Origin of the sequence: Corynebacterium coyleae (assembly GCF_030408635.1) — a bacterium.
Classification (GTDB): Bacteria; Actinomycetota; Actinomycetes; order Mycobacteriales; family Mycobacteriaceae; genus Corynebacterium; species Corynebacterium coyleae.
Genome location: NZ_CP047198.1, coordinates 1,581,581 through 1,605,305, shown reverse-complemented (window position 1 = coordinate 1,605,305; position 23,725 = coordinate 1,581,581). Strand labels below are relative to the sequence as shown.

Below are 23,725 nucleotides of genomic sequence, written 5' to 3'. Positions count from 1 at the left end.
GCGCGCCGAACAATGGCTGCTCAGCAACGGTCCCTCTCACAGGGGTGCGGGGCAGGCACGGTGCCAGGGTGAGGGATAAAAACCCGCACGTGAGACTTATAAGTAACCGAACTACTTTCTCCGAAGGAGACATTCCCATGGCAGTTGTAACCATGCGTGAACTCCTCGACGCAGGTGTCCACTTTGGTCACCAGACGCGTCGCTGGAACCCGAAGATGCGTCGCTTCATCTTCACGGAGCGCAACGGCATCTACATCATCGACCTGCAGCAGACGCTGACCTACATCGATGAGGCATACGAGTTTGTCAAGGAAACCGTCGCACACGGCGGCACCATCCTGTTCGTCGGCACCAAGAAGCAGGCACAGGAGCCGATCCAGGAAGAGGCGCAGCGCGTCGGCATGCCGTACGTCACGCACCGCTGGCTGGGTGGCATGCTCACCAACTTCCAGACCGTATCCAAGCGTATCGGTCGCATGAAGGAACTTCAGGCGATGGACGCAGCCGAGGACGGCTACGCAGGTCGCGGCAAGAAGGAAATCCTCATGCTGACCCGCGAGCGCGTGAAGCTCGAGCGTGTCCTGGGTGGCATCTCTGAGATGACCAAGGCTCCGTCCGCTCTCTGGATCGTGGACACTAACAAGGAGCACATCGCCGTCAACGAGGCGCAGAAGCTCCGCATCCCGGTCGTCGCTGTTCTGGACACGAACTGCGACCCGGATGTTGTCGATTTCCCGATCCCGGGCAACGACGACGCCATCGGCGCTGTCAAGCTGCTCACCCACGTCGTGGGCGAGGCTGTCATCGCTGGTAAGCAGCAGCGCGAAGAGCGTCAGCTCGCAGCTGCACGTGACGCTGCAGGCGACACCGACGCGAAGCGTCAGGCTGAGGCAGCCGAGGCTGCTGCACAGGCCGCTGCTTCCGACGAGGTTTCCGCAGCCGATGCTGCTAAGGCCGCTGTTGCTGCAGAGACCGCTGCTCCGCAGGAAGTTGCAGAGGTCGAGCAGCCGGCAGCCGTCCGCGCTGCTGAGCAGGCTGAGGGCAAGGACGCCTAAGTCTCAAGGACACTGCAAGTCCGCAACCCAGGCGTAAGCCGCCTGGCTTCGGCCAGGATTCACGCACACCCCGCGTTCCGCTCACGTCCGCCGATTACCGGCCGGGACGCGGCGGACCGGGGTGTTCGTATTTTCCACACGTGGCAAGTCATGCCGCCGGCCAGATCGTCGGCTACGCTTGAAACGGTTGAATACCTTTACGTAAAACTTTCACGAGGAGGATCGCCCAATATGGCGAACTACACTGCTGCTGACGTCAAGAAGCTCCGCGAGATCACCGGCTCCGGCATGCTCGACTGTAAGAAGGCACTCGAGGAAACCGACGGCGACTTTGAGAAGGCCGTTGAGAACCTCCGCATCAAGGGTGCGAAGGACGTGGGCAAGCGCGCTGAGCGCAACGCCCTCGAGGGCCTCGTTGCTGTTTCCGGCAACACCATCGTGGAGATCAACTCCGAGACCGACTTCGTGGCGAAGAACCAGGAGTTCAAGGACATCGCCAGCCAGATCGCTGAGGCTGCTGCTGCAGTGAAGGCGAACTCCCAGGAGGAGCTGGCAAAGGCCGACGTCAACGGTGAGACCGCACACGAGGTGCTGGAGCGCCTCTCCGCAAAGATCGGCGAGAAGCTCGAGCTGCGTCGCGCTGCCACCATCGAAGGCGACAACATTGCCAAGTACCTGCACCAGAAGGCTGCTGACCTTCCGCCGGCAGTTGGCGTACTCGTTGCCTACAACGGTGACAACGCTGAGGCTGCACACCAGGTGGCTCTGCAGATCGCTGCTATGAAGGCTCGTTACCTCAACAAGGAGGCTGTCCCGGCCGACGTTGTTGAGAAGGAGCGTGCGGTTCAGGAAGAGATCACCCGCAACGAGGGCAAGCCGGAAGCTGCCATCGAGAAGATTGTCGAGGGCCGCATGGGTGGCTTCTTCAAGGACGTTGTCCTGCTCGACCAGCCGTCGCTGGCTGACTCCAAGAAGACCGTGAAGCAGTTCGCTGACGAGAACGGCATCGAGATCACCGACTTCGTCCGCTTCGAGGTCGGCCAGGCATAAGCCAGGCGAGAGGTTTCATAGCCTCACACGCGGTGCAACCCCGTACTGTCTGTCCCGATTAGGGGGACGGGTGGTGCGGGGTTGTCGTCGTTAAGCAAGCAGTTCTGAACTCAACGCGTTGCGTGGCTAAGATCGGTTCCGAACATTTTGCAATTGGCTGATCCGCGCAAAGGAGCGTTTTCGGTGACTGACCTCAACCCCAACCGCACAGGTTTCAAGCGAGTCATGCTGAAGCTGGGGGGTGAGATGTTCGGCGGCGGCAAGGTTGGCATCGACCCCGACGTAGTCGAGTCCGTCGCCCGCCAGATCGCAGATGTCGCGCGCTCCGGCACCGAGGTCGCTGTCGTGATCGGTGGCGGCAACTTCTTCCGCGGCGCTCAGCTGCAGCAGCGCGGCATGGACCGTGCGCGCTCGGACTACATGGGCATGCTCGGCACTGTCATGAACTGCCTTGCGCTGCAGGACTTCTTGCAGCAGATGGGCATCGATTGCCGCGTCCAAACTTCGATCAACATGGCGCAGATTGCAGAGCCGTACCTGCCACTGCGTGCAGCACGCCACCTGGAGAAGGGCCGCGTGGTCATCTTCGGTGCGGGTATGGGTATGCCGTACTTCTCCACGGACACCACGGCCGCGCAGCGTGCGCTGGAGATCGGCTGCGAGGTGCTGCTCATGGCTAAGGGTGTGGACGGTGTCTACGACTCCGACCCGCGCGAGAACCCCGATGCGAAGCTCTACTCCGAGATTTCCCCTCGCGAGGTCATTGAACTTGGCCTCAAGGTTGCGGATGCCACCGCATTTAGTCTCTGTATGGACAACAACATGCCGATCCTGGTGTTTAATCTGCTCAAGGAAGGAAACATCGCCCGCGCGGTTGGCGGCGAGCAGGTAGGTACGCTAGTCGCCTAACAGCGTCTCAATATGCTGCGCCACCGTGAGCAGTTCCGGCCCGGTGAGCGTAAGGCTGCCAAGGTGCACCCCGCCGAGTGCAATCGCAGGGGTGCCGAGCATGTTGTACAGCGAGCACCACGGTGACCATTCGGTTTGCGCGTGGAAGCTCGCTTCTGGCGTGAGAGAGGGGAAATAGCCGATCCGGGGTGGTGCGAATGCGAGCGTGGGGGAGAGCACTACATCGACGTCCCATTGGGAGGCGATGAGGTGAGGCAAATCCCGGCGGTGTTGCTCGGCGGCGTCAAGGTCGCTGTTGGTCAGCTTGTGGGATTGCTCGACGAGCCAGCCGATGTATCCGCTGTCGAGCGGATCCGTCAGGTTGAAACTCGCGGTGATTGTGGTCGTGAAGTGGGCGTAGGTTTCCAGCGATTCGCGATACGGCTTGAGCTGCACCACTTCAAAGTCGAGAGCACTCGCAAGCTTTTCGACGAGCGCACCTCGCCGATCCTCCACATCCGGCCGCGCGAAGATACCGTCGGTAAGCACACCGATTCGGAGCCGCTTGCCTTTGATGCGGCGGTGCCAACCCCACAACGTGAATTGGTCCGCGACGTCCTGGGTGAGAAACCCATGTGCGGCGATACCTTTGCTTGCGGGTTTGAAGCCGACGATCTCGCACGCTGCAGCTGGCACGCGTATGGATCCGCCGGCATCGGTGCCGTGTGCGGCGCGAACGGTGCCGTCGGCCACCACAACTGCGGCGCCAGTAGAAGAGCCACCTGGGGTGCAGCCGGGGTAGGCCGGCGACTCGAGCACGGGAACGTCAGGGCGCTCTGCGTAGCAGGTCGCGCCCAGCTCCGAGGTCAGCGTCTTGCCGTGGATGGCGACGCCCTGCGCCAAAAGATTGGAGATAAACGGATCGGTTGCTGTTGCGGTGTAGGCGCGTGCAGGGCTGCCGTGGGTAGTGGTCATGCCAGCAACGTCGGTGCCGTCTTTGACCGGAATCTGCCAACCAGCCAGACGTCCAACGTTTGGGCGCGGCCGCGTGTGTGTGCTTGGGGGCAACGTGAACGCGGGATGCAGCATGGCGCCAGTGTAGGTGCCAGTCGCGCTGGTAGGTTAGTAGGGACGCCGAATAGAGAAAAGGTAGGGTTTTCCCCATGATTGATGACGTATTGCTGGATGCCGAAGAGCGCATGACCGCCTCTGTTGAGCACGCTCGTGACGAGTTGGCCACGATTCGTACCGGACGTGCGAACCCGGCGATGTTCAACGGTGTGATGGCTGACTTCTACGGTGCACCGACGCCGATTAACCAGATGGCGACGATTTCCGTGCCGGAGCCGCGCATGCTGCTGATCAAGCCGTACGACATGTCCACCATGGGTGAGATCGAGAACGCGATCCGTAACTCTGATCTCGGTGTGAACCCGACGGATGACGGCCAGGTCATCCGTGTGTCTATCCCGCAGCTCACCGAGGAACGCCGCCGTGACCTGGTCAAGCAGGCGAAGCAGAAGGGCGAGGACGGCAAGATTGCCATCCGTAATATCCGTCGCCAGGGCATGGAAGCGCTGAAGAAGATTCAGAAAGACGGCGACGCTGGTGAGGATGAGGTCGTAACCGCCGAGAAGGCGCTGGACAAGACCACCCAGTCCTACGTTGCTCAGGTCGATGAGATCGTTCAGCGTAAGGAAGCCGAACTGCTGGAGGTCTAGCGTGCCTGCTGCTGATCAGGAGGAGCGCGCCACTCCGAGCCGCTGGCCGGTGCATGCGCCGAAGCCGAAGAACAACCCGGGGCGTGATCTGCCGACCGCCATTACGACCGGTGTTGTGCTCGGCGCGATTGTCATTGCCGCCGTATGGGTGGGGCCCAAAGCCTGGTACCCACTTGTCGCCGTCGCTGTAGCAGGAGCGATGTGGGAGGTGATGACCCGGCTGCGGGAAGCTGGTTACCAGCAGCCGCGCACACTGCTGATCATCATGGCCCAACTCATGCTGTGGTCCTCCGTGCCGTATGGCACTACAGGGCTCGTGGCGGGTTTTGCCTTCACCGTTCTCGTTGTCATGTTCTGGGGGATGTTCCACCAGGGCAGGAACAAGCGACCAGAGAACTACCTGCGCGACACGGCAGTGAGTCTGTTCGTGCTTGCGTGGATTCCGCTGTTTGGCACGTTCGCCGCAATGATTTCCTTGATTAGCCAAGGTGGGGTGGATGGTTCCGCCTACATTGTGGCGTTCATGCTGTGCGTTGTTGCCAGCGATGTGGGTGGTTTTGCTGCAGGCGTGATGTTTGGCTCGCACCCGATGGCGCCGGCAATTAGCCCGAACAAGTCCTGGGAAGGCTTCGCTGGGTCGATCGTTGCCGGAAGTATTACCGGCATCTTGGTGGTCACGCTGCTCATTCACGGCCCGTGGTGGATGGGCGTAGTGCTCGGCATCGCTTTAGTGATTTGCGCGACGATGGGCGATTTGGTGGAAAGCCAGTTCAAGCGTGAACTGGGCATCAAAGACATGTCCAACCTGCTGCCAGGGCATGGTGGCATCATGGATCGACTTGACGGGATGCTTCCCGCAGCAGCGGCGACCTACATCCTGCTCACGACCATCACGCTTATGAGCGCCTAAGCACAGACCTAGTAATTCGAAAACATTCGTGCGACATGCAAAGATGGGGCGCACTATGAGTGATTTTCCCGAGATCAAACTGCTCGCCCCAAAGCGTGGCATGCCGCCGAAGCACTTCGCTGATTTGTCGGCACAGGAGCGAATCGACGCGTTGAAGGAACTCGGGCTGCCGAAGTTCCGTGCTGATCAGATCGCGCGTCACTATTACGGCAAGTTTGAGGCAGATCCGCTGACGATGACGGATCTGCCCGAGAACCAGCGTCAGCTTGTCAAGGACGCACTTTTTCCCACGTTGTTGACCCCCGTGCGCACCGTGGAGACCGACAACGGTGATACCACGAAGACGCTGTGGCGTCTGCACGATGGCATCTTGCTGGAGTCGGTGCTGATGCGTTACCCAGGTCGCGCGACGTTGTGCATCTCCTCGCAGGCTGGCTGCGGCATGGCATGCCCGTTCTGTGCGACCGGTCAGGGTGGCCTGGACCGTAACCTGTCCACCGCGGAGATCGTGGACCAGGTGCGCGCTGCAGCCGCGATGATGGAGGCGGAAGGCTCCCGCCTATCCAACATTGTGTTTATGGGGATGGGGGAGCCGCTGGCTAACTACAAGCGTGTGGTCTCTGCTGTTCGCCAGATTACGCAGCCGTCGCCTGCTGGCTTTGGCATCTCTCAGCGCAACGTGACGGTATCCACTGTCGGACTTGCACCGCAGATTCGTATGCTCGCGGATGAAGGGCTGTCCTGCACACTCGCAGTGAGTCTGCACACACCGGACGATGAATTGCGCGACGAGTTGGTCCCGATCAACAACCGCTTCGAGGTAGCCGAAGTGCTTGATGCGGCCCGCTACTACGCGGACCAGACGGGGCGCCGTGTCTCCATTGAGTACGCCTTGATTCGCGACATGAACGATCAGAACTTCCGCGCTGACATGTTGGGCAAGAAGCTTCACAGCGCGTTGGGTTCGCTGGTGCACGTCAATCTCATTCCGCTCAACCCGACACCGGGATCGAAGTGGGATGCGTCGCCGAAGGATCGGCAGGACGAGTTCGTCCGCCGTGTGATCGCCCAAGGCGTGCCTTGCACGGTGCGCGACACCAAGGGCCAGGAGATCGCGGCTGCCTGCGGGCAGTTGGCAGCCGACGAAAAGACTGGCTAGTCCGCTCAGGCAGACGGCATGAAAATACCGCCGCACCTTCGTTGGAAGGCGCGGCGGTATTTCGTCGAAAAGAATTTAGAGGGCGTGCTTGCCGGTCTTGGATTCGACCTCAATGACCTCTACGTTCTCGCGTGCCTGCACCGGTGCGGCGTTGCGCAGGTGTGCAACACGGCTCGGCTCGATGTTGAGGGCGCGCAGCTGGCTATCGGTCAGCGACTCGTAGACATCGCCGGAGAGGGTGGCCTGGTCGTAGGTCCAGTCACGCTCCACGTAGCCGACCGGCTTGTTGTGTGACGTCACGGTACGCACCTGGTTGAGCTTCGGCTTGGTAGCCAGAAGGATCAGGGCGAGAGCAATGAGGACGGCCAGTGCGATGAGCCAAATGGTCTCAACGTGGCCCTGGTGGTTGCCAAAGTTGTAGGCGACGAGGAACGCGACGGAAATCCAACCTGCCAGCTGGATAGCGCGGTCGCTCAGCGCACTCCAACCAAATTTGGCGGACGGGACGTCAGCCTCGGATACACCGTTGTACACCTGGGGTGCGCTTTCCTTTGCGTGGGCCACTGCAACGCTCCTTGTTAACACGGGATCGATCGCAAACACGATCACCTGGAAATGATGAAACTATCGCTGCCCATCATCGCACACAGAGCGCGAAAAAGGTGACAATAGCCCCCAATGTGTTCAAACTTTCGCACCACCTCGGGGGTTTAATCCTGTTCAAGTGCCGAAATGAATCAAAACGTGTCACAATGGTTGCGTGCGAAACGTTGTAATTTTAGGTTCGACCGGTTCCATTGGCTCACAGGCTGTGGAGGTGATCCGCGAAAACCGCGACAAGTTCAACATTGTCGGGATTGCCATTGGTGGCGCCAATCCTAAGGCTGCTATTGAGCAGGCGCAGGAGTTTGGCCTGAGCGCCGACCAGATTGCCGTGCGCAATATTGAGGGTGCGAAGGAAGTCTCCCGTGCGCTTGGTGGTTACGTGATCACTGGCGAGAACTCCGCTGCTGCGCTCGTTGAGTCGCAGGAGGCCGACGTGGTGCTCAACGCACTCGTTGGTGCCTCGGGCCTGCCGGCAACCATGGCTGCGCTGCGCTCGGATGCGACACTTGCGTTGGCTAACAAAGAATCGCTTGTGGCTGGTGGCCGTATCGTGCTCGATGCTGCAAAGCCGGGTCAGATTGTTCCGGTTGATTCGGAGCACTCGGCAATGGCGCAGTGCATGCGCGGCACTCGCCGTAGCGAAATCGCTCGCCTTGTTCTTACCGCATCGGGTGGTCCGTTCCGTGGCTGGGAGCGCGAGGGTCTCATGGAGGTGACCACGGAAGAAGCCGTGGTACACCCGACCTGGTCGATGGGAACGATGAACACCATTAACTCTTCGACTCTGGTGAACAAGGGCCTTGAGCTGATTGAGGCGGCCATGTTGTTCGACATGGATCCGGACAAGATCGACGTCACGATTCACCCGCAGTCCGTGATTCACTCGTTGGTCACGTTTACGGACGGTGCAACGCTTGCACAGGCTTCGCCGCCGTCGATGAAGCTGCCTATCGCGCACGCGCTGGATTGGCCGAACCGTGTGCCGGATGTGCAGGAGCCGTTGGATTTCTCGCAGGCATTCTCGTGGGAGTTTGAGCCGCTGGACAACGAGGTGTTCCCTGCTGTGTGTCTGGCCCGTGAGGTGGCCAAGAAGGGTGATCCGTACCCGGCTATTTACAACGCTGCTAACGAAGCAGCGGTAGAGGCGTTCTTCGCGGGTCGCATTAAGTTCCCGGAGATCGTGGACATTATCGGGGAGGTCCTGGACGAGGCCGACGAGTTCGCCGCAGTCCCGAGCGATGTGTTTGATGTGATGCGGGTTGAGTCCCGTACGCGTGAGCGAGTCGCCGCGGCGATTGCGCGCATTGAGCGTTAGACCCTTGAGGTGCGGGCGGTGTGCCCGCACCTCTTCGCTGTGTGTGCTGTGGGGTGACGCGCGATGAGTGTGTTGGGGATTGTGCTTTTCGCGCTTGCAATCACTGCTTCGATTGCGCTGCACGAAGCAGGCCACATGTTCACTGCGCGTGCGTTTGGCATGCGAGTGCGCCGGTTTTTCGTCGGTTTCGGGCCAACGTTGTGGTCGGTGAAACGGGGCGGCACAGAGTATGGGGTTGCTGCGCTGCCGTTCGGTGGGTTCTGTGACATTGCCGGGATGACGGCGATGGATCCGGTCACCGAGGAGGAAGCGCCACACGCGATGGTGAAAAAGCCTGCGTCGCAGCGTATTGCGGTGCTCTCCGGCGGGATCGTGATGAACATCTTGATCGGCGTCGTGATCATTTTTGGGGTTGCTGTCTCATCAGGTATCCGGAACCCGTACGCGGATTTCACCCCGAAGGTGGGCCAGGTCGTCTGTGTTGCCGACCAGGTGGATGAGAAAACTCTGGCGGAGTGCAGCGGACCTGGTCCTGCGGGCCAAGCGGGTGTGCGCGTCGGCGACACTTTGGTGGCGGTCGACGACGAACCAATCGAGACATTCGCGGACCTGCGTACTTATGTTGCGCAGCGTCCTGGGGAGACGGTCGCGCTTGAGGTGGAGCGCGGTGGGTCGTCGCAAAGCATTGATGTCCCCGTGGCGCGGGTCGAGCGCATCGATCCTTCGACGGGCGAGCGTATCGACGTCGGCGCGGTGGGCATCGCCGCAGCTCCGGTCAAGGATGCGGTGAAGCAATTCGGGCCTGTCGAGGCGGTGCCGGCGACGGCCAAGTTCACCGGTCAGATGCTTCGTGCGTCCGTTGACGGGTTGATGGCATTTCCGGGCAAGATCCCGGGGGTTGTCGCGTCGATCTTCGGCGGGGAGCGCGACATTGAGGGCCCGATCAGTGTGATTGGGGCCTCGCGCACCGGCGGTGAGTTGGTGGAGCGCGACCAGTGGCCGGCGTTTTGGATGATGTTGGCGAGCCTGAACTTCTTTCTGGCGTTGTTTAATCTCGTGCCGCTTCCACCGCTTGATGGTGGGCATATTGCGGTGGTGATTTACGAGAAGATTCGCAATGCTTTGCGACGACTCCGTGGCCTGCCACCAGCCGGCCCGGCAAACTACGAGAAGCTGATGCCACTGACCTATTTCATGGCGGCGCTGCTGCTTGTTGTCGGTGTGTTGGTGATGGCGGCAGACGTGGTCAACCCCGTCAATCTTTTTGGGTGACGGTGCTAGAGTTATCCACCATGAGTACCCCCATCGGATTAGGCATCCCTGAAGGTCCGGCACCCACCCTGGCCCCACGTCGTAAGACCCGCCAACTGATGGTTGGAGGTGTCGGTGTTGGCTCCGATCACCCGATCACGGTGCAGTCGATGACCACGACGAAGACGCACGACATCAACGCCACCTTGCAGCAGATTGCGCAGTTGACCACGGCTGGCTGTGACATTGTGCGTGTTGCGTGCCCGAAGACGGTCGATGCGGAAGCGTTGCCAGCAATTGCTGCAAAGTCGCCGATCCCGGTGATCGCCGATATTCACTTCCAGCCGAAGTACATCTTCGCTGCGATCGACGCCGGCTGCGCAGCTGTGCGTGTGAACCCGGGCAACATCAAGGAGTTCGACGGCCGCGTCAAGGAGGTTGCAAAGGCAGCCGGTGACGCAGGCATCCCGATCCGTATCGGCGTCAACGGTGGCTCGCTGGATAAGCGCCTGCTGGAGAAGTACGGCAAGGCCACGCCAGAAGCGCTGGTGGAGTCCGCGATCTACGAGGCTGGCTTGTTCGAAGAGTACGGCTACGGCGATATTGCGATTTCCGTAAAGCACTCGGACCCGGTGCTGATGGTCGAGGCGTACCGCCAGTTGGCAGAGAAGACGGATTACCCGTTGCACCTCGGTGTGACGGAAGCTGGTCCGAAGTTCATGGGCACGATTAAGTCGTCCGTCGCCTTCGGTGCCCTGTTGTCGCAGGGTATCGGCGACACGATTCGTGTGTCGCTTTCCGCTGATCCGGTGGAAGAGATCAAGGTCGGTGACCAGATTCTGCAGTCGATGAACTTGCGTCCGCGCAAGTTAGAGATCGTTTCCTGCCCGTCCTGTGGTCGCGCCCAGGTGGACGTGTACAAGTTGGCCGAAGAGGTCACCGCTGGCCTGGATGGTATGGAGTTCCCGCTGCGTGTGGCCGTCATGGGCTGTGTTGTCAACGGTCCGGGCGAGGCGCGCGACGCTGACCTTGGTGTGGCTTCCGGCAACGGTAAGGGCCAGATCTTTGTCAAGGGCGAGGTTGTGGAGACCGTGCCGGAGTCCAAGATTGTGGAAACCCTGATTGCTCACGCGCTGCGTATTGCTGAGGAGCAGGGCCTCGAGGAGGTCGCTGGCGCCAAGGCTGAGGTCAAGGTCACCCGCTAGTATGCGTCGCGTCGTCGCAGTTGTTGCCGGGGTGGTGCTTGCGTCGTCGATAAGCGCATGCACCCCGCGCCCCAATGATGCTGAGCCAGCAGCGAGTGCGTTTTTGGAGGCGCTGGAGCGTCGCGACGTCGAGTCGTCTGCGATTGACAATCCGACGTCCGCGGCTGATTCCACGAACGCTACCTGGGATGGTTTGCAGGCAGAAGACGTCACGGCGACGCTGAAAGATGTGCGCCAGGAGGAGAACCTAGCCACTGCGACGTACGAGTTAGCGTGGCAATTGCCGCGCGATCGCGAGTTGAAGTACGACGCGCAGATGACGCTGACACAGTCTGGCGAGAAGTGGACTGTGCGCTGGCAGCCGTCGGTGTTGCACCCGCGTCTGGGGGCACACCAGCATTTGGAGTTGCGCGCGATCGCACCCGCACAGGCGAGTGTCGTGTCCTCTGATGGGGTGGAGTTGTTAAAGCCCGGCATCGCGTATCGGGTGTTGGTGGATACCAACGAGATGCGCACGGCCGGTGCTGCGGCGTCTGCGATCAGCGGCGCTCTCGCCCGGGCGCACGAGCAGGACCGTGGTGTGCCGCTTCGCGATGCAGACACGTTGAAGGGCGAGCTCGAGCGCGCCTCCGGTGTGTATTCGGTGGCGGTGGTGCCGGCAGCAGCGCGAGATGCTGTTGAAGCAGCGCTTAGCGACGAGCCCGGTGTCCGGCTCAACGAAGAAGCCGCCATGGTCAACGCAAAGCCGGGTTTCGCGCCCGACATTATGGCGCGCGTGGGCGAGTTGGTGCGCGATGATTTGGTTGGTGATTCCGGCTGGAGCGTCGACATTGTCAACGAAAATGGTGCGTCGTACGAGGAGATCACCCGTCAGGATCCCGCACCGGCGCCGGCGGTGCACATCAGCTTGGATCACCGCGTCCAGGAAGCCGCTGAGCGTGCGCTCGAACCCGTTGCCGGGCAGCAGGCCATGATTGTGGCCATCAGGCCGTCTACGGGCGGGATTCTGGCTATTGCGCAGACCCCGGCTGCGGATGCGCAAGGCAATCTGGCGACGATGGGCCAGTACCCGCCTGGCTCGACATTTAAGATCATCACCGCAGCGGCGGGGCTTGCACGGCAGGGGCTCACACCAGGTTCACCGGTACCGTGTCCGGGCACGATGAATCTGTATGGGCGCATCGTGACCAACTATGCAGGCTTCAGCCTCGGCACTGTGCCGTTGGAAACAGCCTTTGCGCGTTCGTGCAACACCACGTTTGCGGACATGTCGACGCGCCTCGGACCAGGTGAGCTGCAGGATGTGGGCAAGCAGTTTGGTCTCGGGCTCGATATGCAGATCCCAGGGGTAGAGACAATCACTGGCTCGATCCCGGTCGGGGAGGAACCCCTCGACCGCACTGAGGCCGGCTACGGCCAGGGCCTCGACCTTGCCAGCCCATTCGGCATGGCACTCGTTTCTGCAACGGCCGCGCGTGGATCCTTGCCGGTGCCGTACCTGGTACAGGGTGAGGAAACGAAACTCAGCGAGGACGTGCAGCCCCTTCCACCGGAAGCGATCGATCAGCTCCGCCAGATCATGGCTGCCGTGACCGGTCCAGGCGGTACCGCAGGCGGAATGAGTGCCGGTGGCGATATTCGCGGCAAGACCGGCGAGGCCGAAATCAACGGTGGGTCCCACTCCTGGTTCACCGGCTACCGCGTGGAAGACGACATCGCGTTTGCAACCCTGGTGGTCCTCGGCGGTGGTTCTGAAGCGGCAGTCGCGCTGACGAACACGATGCTTGCCAACTTGCCGCTGGGGTAGATCAGAAAGCTGGCTAGCTACCGCAGGGCCAATTTGCTCGCGGTACTACCATGGCGTTTATGAATCCAAGAGGACTACTTACACCAGGTAAACCGACCCCAGTGCGTAAGGTCCCGGACCACATTGAGCGTCCGGAGTACGCCTGGAAAGACGATGTGCAGGAAAACGTCGGCGAACCCGTCATCCAAACGCCCGAGACGATTGAGGCTATGCGCGAGGCATCCAAGATCGCCGCGAACGCCCTTGCCCTTGCCGGTGCGGCGGTTGCGCCGGGCAAAACCACCGATGAGATCGACGGCATTGTGCACGACTACCTGATCGAGCACGGCGCATACCCCTCCACGCTTGGCTACCGAGGCTTTACAAAGTCTTCCTGCGTGTCGCTCAATGAGATTGTGTGCCACGGCATCCCGGATACGACTGTGATCCAGGAGGGCGACATCGTCAATATTGACGTCACCGCATACAAGAACGGTGTGCACGGCGACACCAACGCCACGTTCTTCGCGGGCGAGGTTGCACAGGAACACAAGGACCTTGTGAACCGTACCTACCAGGCCATGATGCGTGGCATTAAGGCTGCAAAGCCGGGCCGTGAGATCAACGTCATCGGGCGCGTGATCGAGGCGTACGCGAAGCGTTTCGGCTACAACGTGGTCACCGACTTCACCGGCCACGGTGTGGGCACGACGTTCCACAACGGCCTTGTTGTGCTGCACTATGACTCGGATGCCTACACGGATGTTCTCGAGCCGGGGATGACGCTGACCGTCGAGCCAATGATTAACCTGGGTGAGTTGCCGTACACCGTGTGGGACGACGGCTGGACGGTACAGAACGTCGATGGTGAGTACACCGCGCAGTTCGAGCACACTATCGTGATCACCGACGACGGTAATGAGATCCTGACAATCCCGGATGCGGATGTGGCAGCTGGCCAGCACATGCTGGGGGAGTAGACGCTGTACCGGTAGATGCAAGTGTGCCCCGCAGGAATCATCCCTGCGGGGTACACATTTATAGCTTGCAAGGCCGACACTGACCAAAGCGAAAACCCGCTGCCAAAGCAGCGGGTTTCTATCGTCCTACGACGAAGTTAACTTAGAACTTCGGCAGCTGGATGAAGCCGTTGTAGGAAGCGAAGTTGATGCCAGCGATCACGAGGCCGACGAGAGCGCCGATACCAGCGACGATGGTGCCGTCGATCCAGTAGCGTGCCCACTGCGGGACAGCCTCAGGGTTGGTCTTCTCGCCGAAAGCGTCGGTCGGGTAGAACGGGCGCTCGATGTCCTTCTCATCGAAGTACTTGGAGGAACCCTTGCCGTTGAACAGGCCCGCGGTGCCGTCCTTGACAACGTTGCCGAAGGACTTGTCGCCCTCCTGCTTGCCAGCGAAGATGACCTGCTTGTCGGACTTCTTCTTCTCGTCCTGGCCGGTCTTGTCGTCCTGGCCGGCCTGCTGCTCAGCAGCGTTGGTCTGGTCCTTGTTAAGGTCCTCAGCGGAAGCGATAGCGGTGCCGCCAACGAAGACGGTCAGAGCGGTTGCGGAAGCAACTGCGGCGGTGCGGAAGTTACGCATCATATTCCTTCTTTCGAAATGTGAGTTGGAAGTGGTTAGCGGAAATCCGCGTTATTAGAACTTGACCGGGCCGTGAACGATGAAGTTGTACAGCGGGCCAACGATGAGGCCGACAACGGCGGAGACAGCGGTGAAGATGGTCAGGCCGTAAGCAGCCTTAGCGTAGTCAGGCTGGTTGTTGAAGCCGTTTTCCCGCTTCTTGGTGCCGAAGATTGCGCGGCCGTCAACACCGTTGACCTTGGCGTCGCCGTTCTCGTCCTTGCTCCAAACGCCGAGCTTGTTGCCCAGCTTGGTGGAGGAACCGTTGGTCTTCTCGGCGTCGTTGTCGACGCCCGGCTTCTGGTCGCGGACCGGTGCCGGGTAGGAGGTGTACGTCGGGGTCGGGGTTGCCTCCGGCTTTGCGGTCTCAGCGGTTGCGACTGCGGTGGAGCCGAATGCCACAGCGACGGCGGTTGCGCCGGCGAGGGCTGCCTTACGGAAATTACGCATGAAACGAAATCCTTCTCTGATAGTTCTTGCACGACGTCCGGGTGGAATTCAAAGAAGTCCAGGGGCATTGAGCTCCTAGGACCGATAGCAAGCCTTAGAGGCTCGGTCCCGGTGTCTGCAACGACAATAGCCGATCGTTTCCAGCATCGTGCAAGTTTGGTGTGTGATTTGATGCAAAGATCATCAAAAGGTTGGAGTCTCTGTGTGTCCGCTGGGAATGATTGCGGGTTGATAACAATCGCAACGTGCGCTTTTCGCTTCTTGGGCAGTTGTCCCAGCGGCTTTGTTGAATGGCCCCCAAATTAGGGGGTAAAGGATAGGTTTAGACTTCTTTGAAAGTCAGATCAAGGCCCAGGATCGCGTTTTCCGTCACTTCGGCCAGTGCTGGGTGGATCCAGTATTGGCTGCGTGGGAACTCGCGAAGGTCGAGGTCGTAAGCCATGACGGTGATCATTTGCTGGATCAAGGTCGATGCCTGTGGGCCCATGTAGTGGGCGCCCAGCAGTTTGCCGGTGGTGCGGTCGGCGATGAGCTTCACCAGTCCGGTGCTGTCCTCCAGCGCCCAGCCGTATGCAACGTCGCCATAGTTCTGGACCTTGACGGTGACATCGTGGCCGGCCTCGATTGCTTGCTGCTCGGTCAGGCCGACGGTGGCGATCTGCGGGTGGGTGAAGATCGCCGACGGTACATGGTCGTGCGGCATCGGAACGAGCGCGCCGTTGCCTCGCCACGTGGCAAGTACGTTGTGGGTCACCGCGCGCATCTCGGCGTTGGCAACGTGCTTGAGTTGGTAGGGGGAGGAGAGATCACCAAGCGACCACACACCCTCAGCGGTCGTGCGGCCGAACTCGTCGACCTTTACGCGGCCGTCGTCATGCGTTTCGATGCCACCCGCTGCAACGTTGAGGGTGTCACTGTTCGGGATGCGACCGGTGGCGATGAGGAGGGCGTCGGAGGTCACCTGAGTGTCGTCGTCAAGCGTGAGCGTCACCTGGCCGCCATCCTCAGTGGCGGATGCGACCGTGCGGCCGATGTGGGTGGTGTAGCGCTGTGTGGCGATCTCGTTGAACGGATCGCGCAGATCCTCGTCGAGCGGACGCAGCAGGGGAGATCGGCTGATGATGGTTACGTCGGTGCCCAGGGCATCGAAGACGTGCGCAAACTCCATGGCGATAAAGCCGCCGCCAACGATGGTCATCGACTTTGGCAGTTCGTTGAGGCGCATGACGTCCTCGTTGGTGTGATAGGTGACGCCCTTGGCCCACTCGGGGATAAACGGACGCGCACCGGCGGCGAGAATGATCGTGTCTGCGGTAATCGTTTCCTCTAGGCCACCGCGACCCGTCTTCAGGGTCTTCGGCTCGACAAAGGAGGCCTCCATGTCGTAGACGGTGACGTTGTCGCACTCATTGCGGCGGTAGTTTTCGCCGCCCTTAGCGATGAGGTCGATCCGGTTATCAAAGACACGTTCCTTGATGGCATCCCAGTCGGCGCCATGGAACTCAAGATCAACACCGAGTTTGCCGGCCTCTCGTGCGGCAAAGGCGTGCTCGGCGGCCAGGACGTACATCTTCGTCGGGATGCAACCCACGTTCAGGCACGTTCCACCGAATTTGCCCTTTTCGACGATAGCGACCTTCTTGTCATCGAAGTCCGGGGTCAGGATCGAGTTGCCGGAACCGGTGCCCACGATAATGAGGTCGTAGTGGGTGGAATTCGTCGCCACAGCAGACATGCTCGTCTCCTCTATATATATGTATGGATTGGGTTTAGACGTTACTGCGCCCCGGTGAGATCGTCTAGCCACGTAAACGTCGCCTTGAACGCGGACTCGCGGGCATGGCGTTCGGAGAGGAAAACGTCGTGGCGGGCGCCGTCGATAACTCGCACTTGTGAATCTTTCCCAAGTGTCGGGGCCCAACGCTGGATCTGGTCGACATCAAGCACGGTATCGGCCGTGTCGGCAGCGGGGGAGTACTCCTTGCCCAGGTATGAGTGCGAAGAGCACAGGGTCAGCGTTGGCACGCCGGTATCAACGTTGCCCTTGTGGATTTGTTCCTGTCCTTTAAGTACTGCCCGGATCCAGCCGAAGTACTTGCGGTGACCGACCAGCGGTTTCCAGGTGGTGTTGAAGCTCCATTCGCCGTGTTTGCTCTCGTGGATAGAGGTGCCATAGGTGCCCAGCCCGCCGCCCGGCAGTGGGATAGACGGGAAAATGGCTCCAAGCGTGTTCAGTACTGGGCGCAGGAGCTTCACCTGCCAGGTCGGGTACTGCAGGTCCAACCACGGGCTGTTGAGCGCGATTCCTTGAAGCAGTGCATGATCCGCGGGCGATTCTCGTCGTAAATGATCCGCCCACAGCGGAACAATCAACCCGCCAGTGGAGTGCGCGAGCACAACGACCGAGCCATGCTCGCGCGCGATGAGCCGCAGCGCCGTCGTGAGTTCCTCGAAGTAACGACGCATATCCAGCGTGAAGTGGAAGCGCTGGCCCTTCGTGTGCGCGCGGCCACAACGGCGCAGATCCAGCGCGTAAAAGGGGTAACCGCGTTCCACGAACTCGTCGGCAACATGGTTGTGGAAGAAGTAGTCCGACATGCCGTGGACCCACAGCACCGCGGGCTTATTGCTTGTCGACGACCTCACGTCCCGGACCAACACCGCCTCCGGTGCATGTCCCGTGTCGGGGTCCTTATCTAATTGCAGACGCGCATGCTCGTAATTTTTACCGAGCACGTCCGGTTTCCAGGTAAGTGTGTCGAGGGATGCTTCTTCTGTTTGATTCATGGGGCTGATGATACTGACCCGAAAGCGGGTGTGGGCCGTGTCATAATTCGGGCCTATGCACGTTCCGGTGCAGATAGACGTAGAATGTCTGTACTCCAAAAATTGTCGAAACACTATAAGGATGACTACGCATGTCTGACAACGGTGGTAATAAGTACGCGGACGAGGTGGACATCCTGCACGTTGGCGCTGGCATTATGAGCGCCACCCTGTGCTCGATGTTGCACGAACTGGAGCCCGAGTGGAGCCAGGTGATCTTCGAGCGCCTCGACGGTCCCGCCGAGGAATCCTCGTACGCGTTCAACAACGCTGGTACGGGTCACTCCGCTCTCTGCGAACTGAACTACACCCCGGAAAAGAACGGTCGAATCGACGTCTCTAAGGCGATGGCGATCAACGAGAAGTTCCAGGTCGCCCGCCAGTTTTGGTCCCACCAGGTAGAAAACGGTGTGATCAAGGACCCGCGCGCCTTTATCAACCCGGTGCCGCACGTTTCCTTCGCCCAGGGCGAAGACCAGATTGCATACCTGCGTAAGCGCTACGACAAGCTTTCTGCGAACCACATGTTCCCGGAGATGCAGTTCACCGATGACCGCGAGAAGTTCGCTGAGAAGCTGCCGCTGATGGCGCAAGGCCGCGACTTCGACGCTGAGCCGGTCGCAATTTCCTGGACCGATGCAGGCACTGACATCAACTACGGTTCCCTGACCAAGCAGTTCCTGGAGTCCGCTCAGGAAAGCGGCACCAAGATCCGCTACGGCCACGAAGTGCTCAACCTCAAGCGTGAGGGCAACTTCTGGAAGGTCACCGCAAAGAACGTTCGCACCGGTGACAAGCAGGTCGTTCGTGCACGCTTCGTGTTCATCGGCGCTGGCGGCTACGCCCTGGACCTGCTGCGCAAGGCAGGCGTTCCAGAGGTTCACGGCTACGCGGGCTTCCCGATCTCCGGTTTGTGGCTCAAGACCACCAACCCGGAACTCGTCCAGCAGCACAAGGCAAAGGTGTATGGCAAGGCCAAGGTTGGTGCCCCGCCGATGTCTGTTCCGCACCTGGACCTGCGCGTTGTCGATGGCGAAGAGACCCTGCTCTTCGGCCCATACGGCGGCTGGACCCCGAAGTTCTTGAAGGAAGGCTCCTACCTGGATCTGTTCAAGTCCATCCGTCTGGACAATATCCCGTCCTACCTCGGTGTCGCGGCAACCAATATCGGCCTGGTCAAGTACCTGGTTGAAGAGGTTTTCCGTAACTTCGACGGCAAGATGGACGTGCTGCACGAGTACTACCCGATGGCAGACGGCAAGGACTGGGACGTTGTCGTCGCCGGCCAGCGCGTGCAGGTGATCAAGCCGGCAGCATTCCCGCGTTTCGGCACCTTGGAGTTCGGTACCGCTCTGGTCAACGACCAGAACGGCACCATCGCGGGCATCCTCGGCGCATCCCCGGGCGCGTCGATTACCCCGGCTGCGATGCTCGAGCTGTTGGAGCGCTGCTTCGGTGAGCGCATGATTGAGTGGGCTGACAAGCTCCACGAGATGTTCCCGACGTACGGCAAGTCGCTCAAGCACGACAAGAAGGCGTACGAGGACCAGTGGGCATGGACCCAGAAGACGCTGAAGCTCGAGGATTAATCCGCTCGCTTCACTGAACTGGCTGCCCTACGTCCCGCAGAAGGTGACGTAGGGCAGTTGTCCTTCCGGCCGGGCCATCCATTCGGGCCCGGCCTGTTCGTTGTACGGGTCGGATACTGCCGCGAGCAGTTCGTTGTACTTCGCGTAATCACCGTGCAACTCAGCGGTGTCTATCGCATCCTGCAGCATGTGGTTGCGCGGGACGAAGATCGGTCCTGGATCGCCGTTGATGCCGTGTTCGCGGTTGTAGGTGGTGATGTCGATGGCGTTGTTGAGCCCCTCGTGGTCGTCGCCGATCCAACGCTGCCACGCCTCGTCCCAGGTTGGCTGGACTGTTTTGATGTAGGCGTCAACATAATCCTGACCCAGCAAGGGGTAAAGCGCCTCTGCCAGGCGAGCCATGTTCCAGGCGATGATGCTCGGTTGGTTGCCAAAGGCGTAGCGGCCTTGCCTGTCGATAGATGAAAACGACGCTGCGGCGTCGAAGCGCTCCGTGAACGCGCATGGCCCGTAGTCGATCGTTTCGCCTGAGAGTGCCACGTTGTCGGTGTTCATCACCCCGTGGACGAAACCGATGCGCATCCAGTGCGCAACTAGGTCGAAGTGGCGGCGGGTGACGGTTTCGAGCAGGCTGGCTGCATTGTCGAAACCGGCAGCGGTGACGATCTGGCGTACAAGGTCCTCGGATTGCGTTGCCGCGTACTGGACGCTGCCGACACGAAGGTGGCTTTTCGCCACGCGGACCACAACCCCACCCGGCACCGCGCCGTTTTGGCGTATGACCTTCTCTCCGGTGGTCAGCACCGCTAGCGAGCGTGTCGTCGGTACGCCGACGGCGTGCATGAACGTAGAGACGAGGTGTTCGCGCAACATCGGGCCGATCGCACCGACGCCGTCAGATCCACGCCGTGAAAACACTGTCAGGCCGGATCCTTTGAGTTGGATCTCGTGGCCGGCGATGTTGCCGAGCAGCAACGCGCGGCCGTCGCCAAGCAATGGCACAAACTGACCGAACTGATGGCCCGCATATGCCAATGCGTGCCCGCCCTGGGCGCCGGTAAGCCAGGCGAGGCCGTCGCTGCTACGCAACCAAGCGACATCGAGCCCAAGTTCTACTGCGAGAGGCTCGTTGAGGGCAACCATCTGGGGGTTCTCAAAACTTCTGCCTGGTTCAGCGTGGGCGAGCTCGGGCAGGTTCTCGGCGAATGTGTGGTCGAGCTGGGGTCGTGTCATGGTGCCACCCTAGACTGTGTCGCTATGACGAAAGGCCACATCACTCTTGTCGGCGGCGGCCCAGGCGCATGGGACCTGCTCACCATCCGAGGCTTGCGCGCGCTGGAAGCAGCGGACGTAATCCTTGCGGATCACCTTGGGCCGGCCGCGGAGCTTGAGGATTTTCTGGATCTGACCGGCAAAGAAGTCGTGGACGTGGCCAAGTTGCCCTACGCGCGCCAGGTCGCGCAGGAGCGTATCAACGAGATGCTGGTGTCCTATGCGCGTGAGGGCAAGCAGGTCGTGCGGCTCAAAGGCGGCGACCCGTACGTGTTCGGTCGCGGCTTTGAGGAGCTGCAGGCATGCGCGGCTGCCGGTCTTGAGTGCTCGGTAATCCCGGGCGTGACGTCCGCGGTGTCCGTTCCTGCGGCGGCAAACGTGCCCGTGACGCAACGCGGGGTGACGCATGCGTTCACCGTGGTGTCGGGACACTTGCCGCCGGAGCATCCCAAGTCGCTCGTGGATTGGTCCGCGCTTGCACAGGTCGGCGGCACCATCGTGGTGGTGATGGGGGTGCGCAACGTGCGTGCGATCGTCGAGAAGCTGCTGGAGGCATCGCTGTCCCCGGATACGCCCGCAGCGGTGATCCAGGAAGGCGAAACCGACGCGCAGCGCGTGTTCTTCGCTACCGCGGCCACCCTGCCGGATGTGATGGAGAACAACGATGTGACCTCACCTGCCGTGTACGTGTTTGGGGAGGTCGCAGGCCTTGCGCACACTGGATAGTCTGATTTGGGACACGGCCGATGTTGCTCAGGCTGAGACAGTCCTCGTGTGCAACGACCCGACACTCGATCTCACCCGCACCGCACTCGCTGCTGGGGCGAAGGTTGTGTTTTTGGACTCCGACTACTCACGCTGCCAGGAAGCAGCGTCGCTCGGTGCGGAGATTGCGGGCGATATGCGTATCGACGACTACCTTGCCGGTTCTTCAGGCACAGCCGTTGCCATTGGGGAGATGCCGAAGTCCCTGGCGCGGCTGGACTACCTGGCACGCTCGATTGCGGGAGCTGGGTTTGCTTCTGCGCGAGTGGTGTTCGGCGCGAACAATAAACACTTGTCTCGTGGCATGAATGTGGTGCTGGGCGAATCGTTCGACCAGGTGGCGGCCTCCCGTGGGCGCGGGAAGTTTCGCTGTCTTGTGGCGTCTGGGCCGCGCGAGGTGTCCTATGAGCCCGTACGCGGCGATGGACTTGTCGCCATCGGAGGCGTGTTCTCAGGGGCGAAGCCCGACCGTGGTGGGGAACTGCTGCGCTCCTGCCTGCCGGCAGAGCCTGGACGACTGTTGGACCTGGGGTGTGGCAACGGCTCTGTCACGCGTGGCTTGGAGGCAGTGGCCACAGACGCTGACGCAGACGCGGTGCTATCCGCCCGCGCCATCGGGCTGGAAGCGACCTGGGATGACGCCGGCTCACAGTTCCCGGACGGCTCCTTCGACACCATTGCGCTCAACCCACCGTTCCACGACGGGACCACCGTCGACGCAACCCTCGTCCAGCACCTCCTCGACGCCTCCAAGCGACTACTCGCGCCGGGCGGCACGCTCTACCTGGTCTACAATTCGCACCTGCGTTACCGCGGCGAGGTGGAGCAAAGGTTCGGCGCCGTGGAGCAGGTCACCCGCGATAAGACCTTCACGGTCCTGCGTGCTTCACTCTAGAGTGTGGTACCGTATTGCGGTACCACTCGGAGGAGGTTGTGATGTCTATCAGTGCATCTGAAGCGCGGCGCACGCTATATCCGCTCATCGAGCGTGTGAACAATGATCGCGATCCCGTTGAAATCGTGTCGCGTCACGGTAATGCAGTATTGATGGCTGCAGATGACTACGCGGCATGGGTTGAGACTGCCTACCTGTTTAAGTCGCCAGAGAATGCTCGACGCCTGACTCAGGCCTACGAGGAAGCACTCAACGGGGCAGTGGCCGAACACGACATCGACCTGGACGCGTAATGCGGCTTGTGTGGACCACCAACGCGTGGGAGGACTACCTGTACTGGCAGGGCAACGACAAGAAAACGCTGAGGCGAGTCAACCAGCTTCTGCGCGACACCTTAAGGGATCCGTTTGAAGGCATAGGGAAACCCGAACCGCTGAAGTACGGAGCTGAAGGGGCGTGGTCGAGGAGGATCACGCAAGAACACCGCTTGGTCTATACGGTCGCTGGGACAGATTTGGTGATTCTCCAAGCCCGGTACCACTACTAACCCAGCAGCTTCGGCAGGGCGTTGGCGGCGGTGTCCTCGATGACCACGTCGGCGATATGCGACAGGTCCGTGCGCATCGGGGTGACCTCAATGATGGGGATTTCGCGCGCGTGCGCCATTAGCGGCAGGCCGGCGGCGGGGTAGACCACACCAGAAGTGCCGACGATGATCAACGCGTCAGCGGTGCGCATGCGACGCTCCGCCTCCTTCCACTCAGCTTGGGGCAACATCTCGCCGAACCACACCACGCCGGGACGCACCGGCCCGCCACATAACGGGCACTGGGGCGGAGTGATCGTCGGGACAGGCTCCTCGGGCAGTGGGATTGGGTCGGTGTAGGGCTCGTCGCAAAGCGAACAGCGAAACGCGAAGAGCGAGCCGTGCAGGTGGACGACATTGTCGCTGCCAGCACGCTCGTGAAGGTTGTCGATGTTTTGCGTGGTTACCGTTGTCTTCGGCGATTGCGCGATGGCGAGATGTCCTGCATTTGGCTCGGCGCGCTGGGCGAGTTGGGCGCGCCAGAGGTACCAGGCGAGCATTGTGTCCGGGTCGGTGTGCCAGGCGTCGATAGACGCCATGGCCTGCGGGTCCACGTTCTCCCACAACCCGGTTTGTGCGTCGCGATAGGTCACAAGGCCACTGTCGGCGCTCATGCCGGCGCCGGTGAAGACCTCGATACGGCTGGCGTCGGCGAGTAGTGCGCGGGCGTTGTCGATTGTGGTCATGGTTTAAACGCTACCGGGAGAAGCAAAGGAGCGTGTTCTTTGTCACAAACCGTGTGCGAGCTTTAGACTCTT

The 23,725-nt window shown here is 60.8% G+C and carries 24 protein-coding genes; 16 read left to right on the top strand and 8 right to left on the bottom strand.

Annotation, left to right across the window (positions count from 1 at the left end; genetic code table 11):
* Positions 1 to 137: 137 nt before the first annotated feature.
* The 3 genes from rpsB (at position 138) to pyrH (ending at position 3,014) form a co-directional block, all read left to right on the top strand.
* Entirely contained in the window at positions 138 to 1,055 is a 918-nt protein-coding gene (gene rpsB / locus CCOY_RS07815) for a 30S ribosomal protein S2 (RefSeq protein WP_070422264.1), read from the top strand.
* Between the two features lie 231 nt (positions 1,056 to 1,286).
* Positions 1,287 to 2,105: a translation elongation factor Ts gene (gene tsf, locus CCOY_RS07810; protein ID WP_092100215.1), complete on the top strand. Its 819-nt coding sequence runs from the start codon at positions 1,287 to 1,289 to the stop codon at positions 2,103 to 2,105.
* Positions 2,106 to 2,330: 225 nt separating this feature from the next.
* Positions 2,331 to 3,014 carry a UMP kinase gene (pyrH, locus tag CCOY_RS07805; RefSeq protein WP_070422390.1) on the top strand — a complete coding sequence of 228 codons (684 nt, stop codon included), beginning with the start codon at positions 2,331 to 2,333 and terminating at the stop codon, positions 3,012 to 3,014.
* On the opposite strand, the gene CCOY_RS07800 is transcribed toward pyrH, so the two are convergent.
* Positions 3,003 to 4,082: an amidase family protein gene (locus CCOY_RS07800; RefSeq protein ID WP_092100213.1), complete on the bottom strand. Its 1,080-nt coding sequence runs from the start codon at positions 4,080 to 4,082 to the stop codon at positions 3,003 to 3,005. The genes pyrH and CCOY_RS07800 overlap by 12 nt on opposite strands.
* Positions 4,083 to 4,156: 74 nt before the next feature.
* Here CCOY_RS07800 and frr point away from each other — a divergent pair, with 74 nt between their 5' ends.
* Genes frr through rlmN form a run of 3 tightly spaced genes read left to right on the top strand, consistent with a single transcriptional unit; the run spans position 4,157 to position 6,783 of the window.
* Positions 4,157 to 4,714 carry a ribosome recycling factor gene (gene frr / locus CCOY_RS07795; protein WP_070422266.1) on the top strand — a complete coding sequence of 186 codons (558 nt, stop codon included), beginning with the start codon at positions 4,157 to 4,159 and terminating at the stop codon, positions 4,712 to 4,714.
* Between the two features lies 1 nt (position 4,715).
* On the top strand, positions 4,716 to 5,624 hold the full coding sequence (locus CCOY_RS07790; protein ID WP_070422267.1) for a phosphatidate cytidylyltransferase: 909 nt from the start codon (positions 4,716 to 4,718) through the stop codon (positions 5,622 to 5,624).
* Between the two features lie 55 nt (positions 5,625 to 5,679).
* Positions 5,680 to 6,783 carry a dual-specificity RNA methyltransferase RlmN gene (gene rlmN, locus CCOY_RS07785; RefSeq protein WP_070450991.1) on the top strand — a complete coding sequence of 368 codons (1,104 nt, stop codon included), beginning with the start codon at positions 5,680 to 5,682 and terminating at the stop codon, positions 6,781 to 6,783.
* A 75-nt stretch (positions 6,784 to 6,858) separates the two neighbouring features.
* Here the strand turns inward: rlmN and CCOY_RS07780 are convergent, their stop codons facing one another.
* Positions 6,859 to 7,347, bottom strand: a complete 489-nt coding sequence (locus tag CCOY_RS07780) for a DUF2631 domain-containing protein (protein ID WP_092100211.1) — start codon at positions 7,345 to 7,347, stop codon at positions 6,859 to 6,861.
* 196 nt (positions 7,348 to 7,543) lie between these two features.
* On the opposite strand from CCOY_RS07780, the gene dxr reads away from it, so the two are divergent.
* From dxr to map, 5 genes are all read left to right on the top strand, one after another.
* Positions 7,544 to 8,704, top strand: coding sequence for a 1-deoxy-D-xylulose-5-phosphate reductoisomerase (gene dxr, locus CCOY_RS07775; protein WP_070483892.1), 1,161 nt, complete (start codon positions 7,544 to 7,546; stop codon positions 8,702 to 8,704).
* A gap of 63 nt (positions 8,705 to 8,767) precedes the next feature.
* Positions 8,768 to 9,976 (top strand): M50 family metallopeptidase, encoded by a 1,209-nt coding sequence (locus tag CCOY_RS07770; protein ID WP_092100209.1) that lies wholly within the window; start codon positions 8,768 to 8,770, stop codon positions 9,974 to 9,976.
* Positions 9,977 to 9,996: 20 nt separating this feature from the next.
* The gene (gene ispG / locus CCOY_RS07765) at positions 9,997 to 11,160 is read left to right on the top strand and encodes a flavodoxin-dependent (E)-4-hydroxy-3-methylbut-2-enyl-diphosphate synthase (RefSeq protein WP_070422393.1); all 1,164 of its coding nucleotides are present in this window, start codon (positions 9,997 to 9,999) and stop codon (positions 11,158 to 11,160) included.
* Position 11,161: 1 nt separating this feature from the next.
* Positions 11,162 to 12,967 (top strand): penicillin-binding transpeptidase domain-containing protein, encoded by a 1,806-nt coding sequence (locus CCOY_RS07760; protein ID WP_092100207.1) that lies wholly within the window; start codon positions 11,162 to 11,164, stop codon positions 12,965 to 12,967.
* A gap of 59 nt (positions 12,968 to 13,026) precedes the next feature.
* The gene (gene map / locus CCOY_RS07755; RefSeq protein ID WP_167594451.1) at positions 13,027 to 13,926 is read left to right on the top strand and encodes a type I methionyl aminopeptidase; all 900 of its coding nucleotides are present in this window, start codon (positions 13,027 to 13,029) and stop codon (positions 13,924 to 13,926) included.
* 142 nt (positions 13,927 to 14,068) lie between these two features.
* Here map and CCOY_RS07750 read toward each other — a convergent pair whose 3' ends face one another.
* From CCOY_RS07750 to CCOY_RS07735, 4 genes are all read right to left on the bottom strand, one after another.
* Positions 14,069 to 14,548: a hypothetical protein gene (locus CCOY_RS07750; RefSeq protein ID WP_143028411.1), complete on the bottom strand. Its 480-nt coding sequence runs from the start codon at positions 14,546 to 14,548 to the stop codon at positions 14,069 to 14,071.
* Positions 14,549 to 14,599: 51 nt separating this feature from the next.
* Positions 14,600 to 15,034: a hypothetical protein gene (locus CCOY_RS07745; RefSeq protein ID WP_092100203.1), complete on the bottom strand. Its 435-nt coding sequence runs from the start codon at positions 15,032 to 15,034 to the stop codon at positions 14,600 to 14,602.
* 322 nt (positions 15,035 to 15,356) lie between these two features.
* Positions 15,357 to 16,769, bottom strand: a complete 1,413-nt coding sequence (gene mtr / locus CCOY_RS07740; protein WP_092100200.1) for a mycothione reductase — start codon at positions 16,767 to 16,769, stop codon at positions 15,357 to 15,359.
* Positions 16,770 to 16,810: 41 nt separating this feature from the next.
* Complete coding sequence (locus CCOY_RS07735) at positions 16,811 to 17,821, bottom strand: alpha/beta hydrolase (protein WP_070816292.1); 1,011 nt, start codon at positions 17,819 to 17,821, stop codon at positions 16,811 to 16,813.
* 131 nt (positions 17,822 to 17,952) lie between these two features.
* On the opposite strand from CCOY_RS07735, the gene mqo reads away from it, so the two are divergent.
* On the top strand, positions 17,953 to 19,449 hold the full coding sequence (mqo, locus tag CCOY_RS07730; RefSeq protein ID WP_092100198.1) for a malate dehydrogenase (quinone): 1,497 nt from the start codon (positions 17,953 to 17,955) through the stop codon (positions 19,447 to 19,449).
* A 27-nt stretch (positions 19,450 to 19,476) separates the two neighbouring features.
* On the opposite strand, the gene CCOY_RS07725 is transcribed toward mqo, so the two are convergent.
* Positions 19,477 to 20,682, bottom strand: a complete 1,206-nt coding sequence (locus CCOY_RS07725; RefSeq protein ID WP_092100196.1) for a protein adenylyltransferase SelO family protein — start codon at positions 20,680 to 20,682, stop codon at positions 19,477 to 19,479.
* Positions 20,683 to 20,706: 24 nt separating this feature from the next.
* Here CCOY_RS07725 and cobA point away from each other — a divergent pair, with 24 nt between their 5' ends.
* Genes cobA through CCOY_RS07705 form a run of 4 tightly spaced genes read left to right on the top strand, consistent with a single transcriptional unit; the run spans position 20,707 to position 22,928 of the window.
* On the top strand, positions 20,707 to 21,447 hold the full coding sequence (gene cobA / locus CCOY_RS07720; RefSeq protein ID WP_070771436.1) for a uroporphyrinogen-III C-methyltransferase: 741 nt from the start codon (positions 20,707 to 20,709) through the stop codon (positions 21,445 to 21,447).
* Complete coding sequence (locus CCOY_RS07715) at positions 21,431 to 22,381, top strand: class I SAM-dependent methyltransferase (RefSeq protein WP_092100194.1); 951 nt, start codon at positions 21,431 to 21,433, stop codon at positions 22,379 to 22,381. The genes cobA and CCOY_RS07715 overlap by 17 nt, the downstream gene beginning before the upstream one ends.
* A gap of 41 nt (positions 22,382 to 22,422) precedes the next feature.
* Positions 22,423 to 22,674, top strand: a complete 252-nt coding sequence (locus CCOY_RS07710; RefSeq protein WP_070422281.1) for a type II toxin-antitoxin system Phd/YefM family antitoxin — start codon at positions 22,423 to 22,425, stop codon at positions 22,672 to 22,674.
* Positions 22,674 to 22,928, top strand: a complete 255-nt coding sequence (locus CCOY_RS07705) for a Txe/YoeB family addiction module toxin (protein WP_070422282.1) — start codon at positions 22,674 to 22,676, stop codon at positions 22,926 to 22,928. The genes CCOY_RS07710 and CCOY_RS07705 overlap by 1 nt, the downstream gene beginning before the upstream one ends.
* Here the strand turns inward: CCOY_RS07705 and CCOY_RS07700 are convergent.
* Positions 22,925 to 23,653 (bottom strand): NAD-dependent deacylase, encoded by a 729-nt coding sequence (locus CCOY_RS07700; protein ID WP_070422283.1) that lies wholly within the window; start codon positions 23,651 to 23,653, stop codon positions 22,925 to 22,927. The two genes, CCOY_RS07705 and CCOY_RS07700, sit on opposite strands and share 4 nt — an antisense overlap.
* Between the last annotated feature and the right edge of the window lie 72 nt (positions 23,654 to 23,725).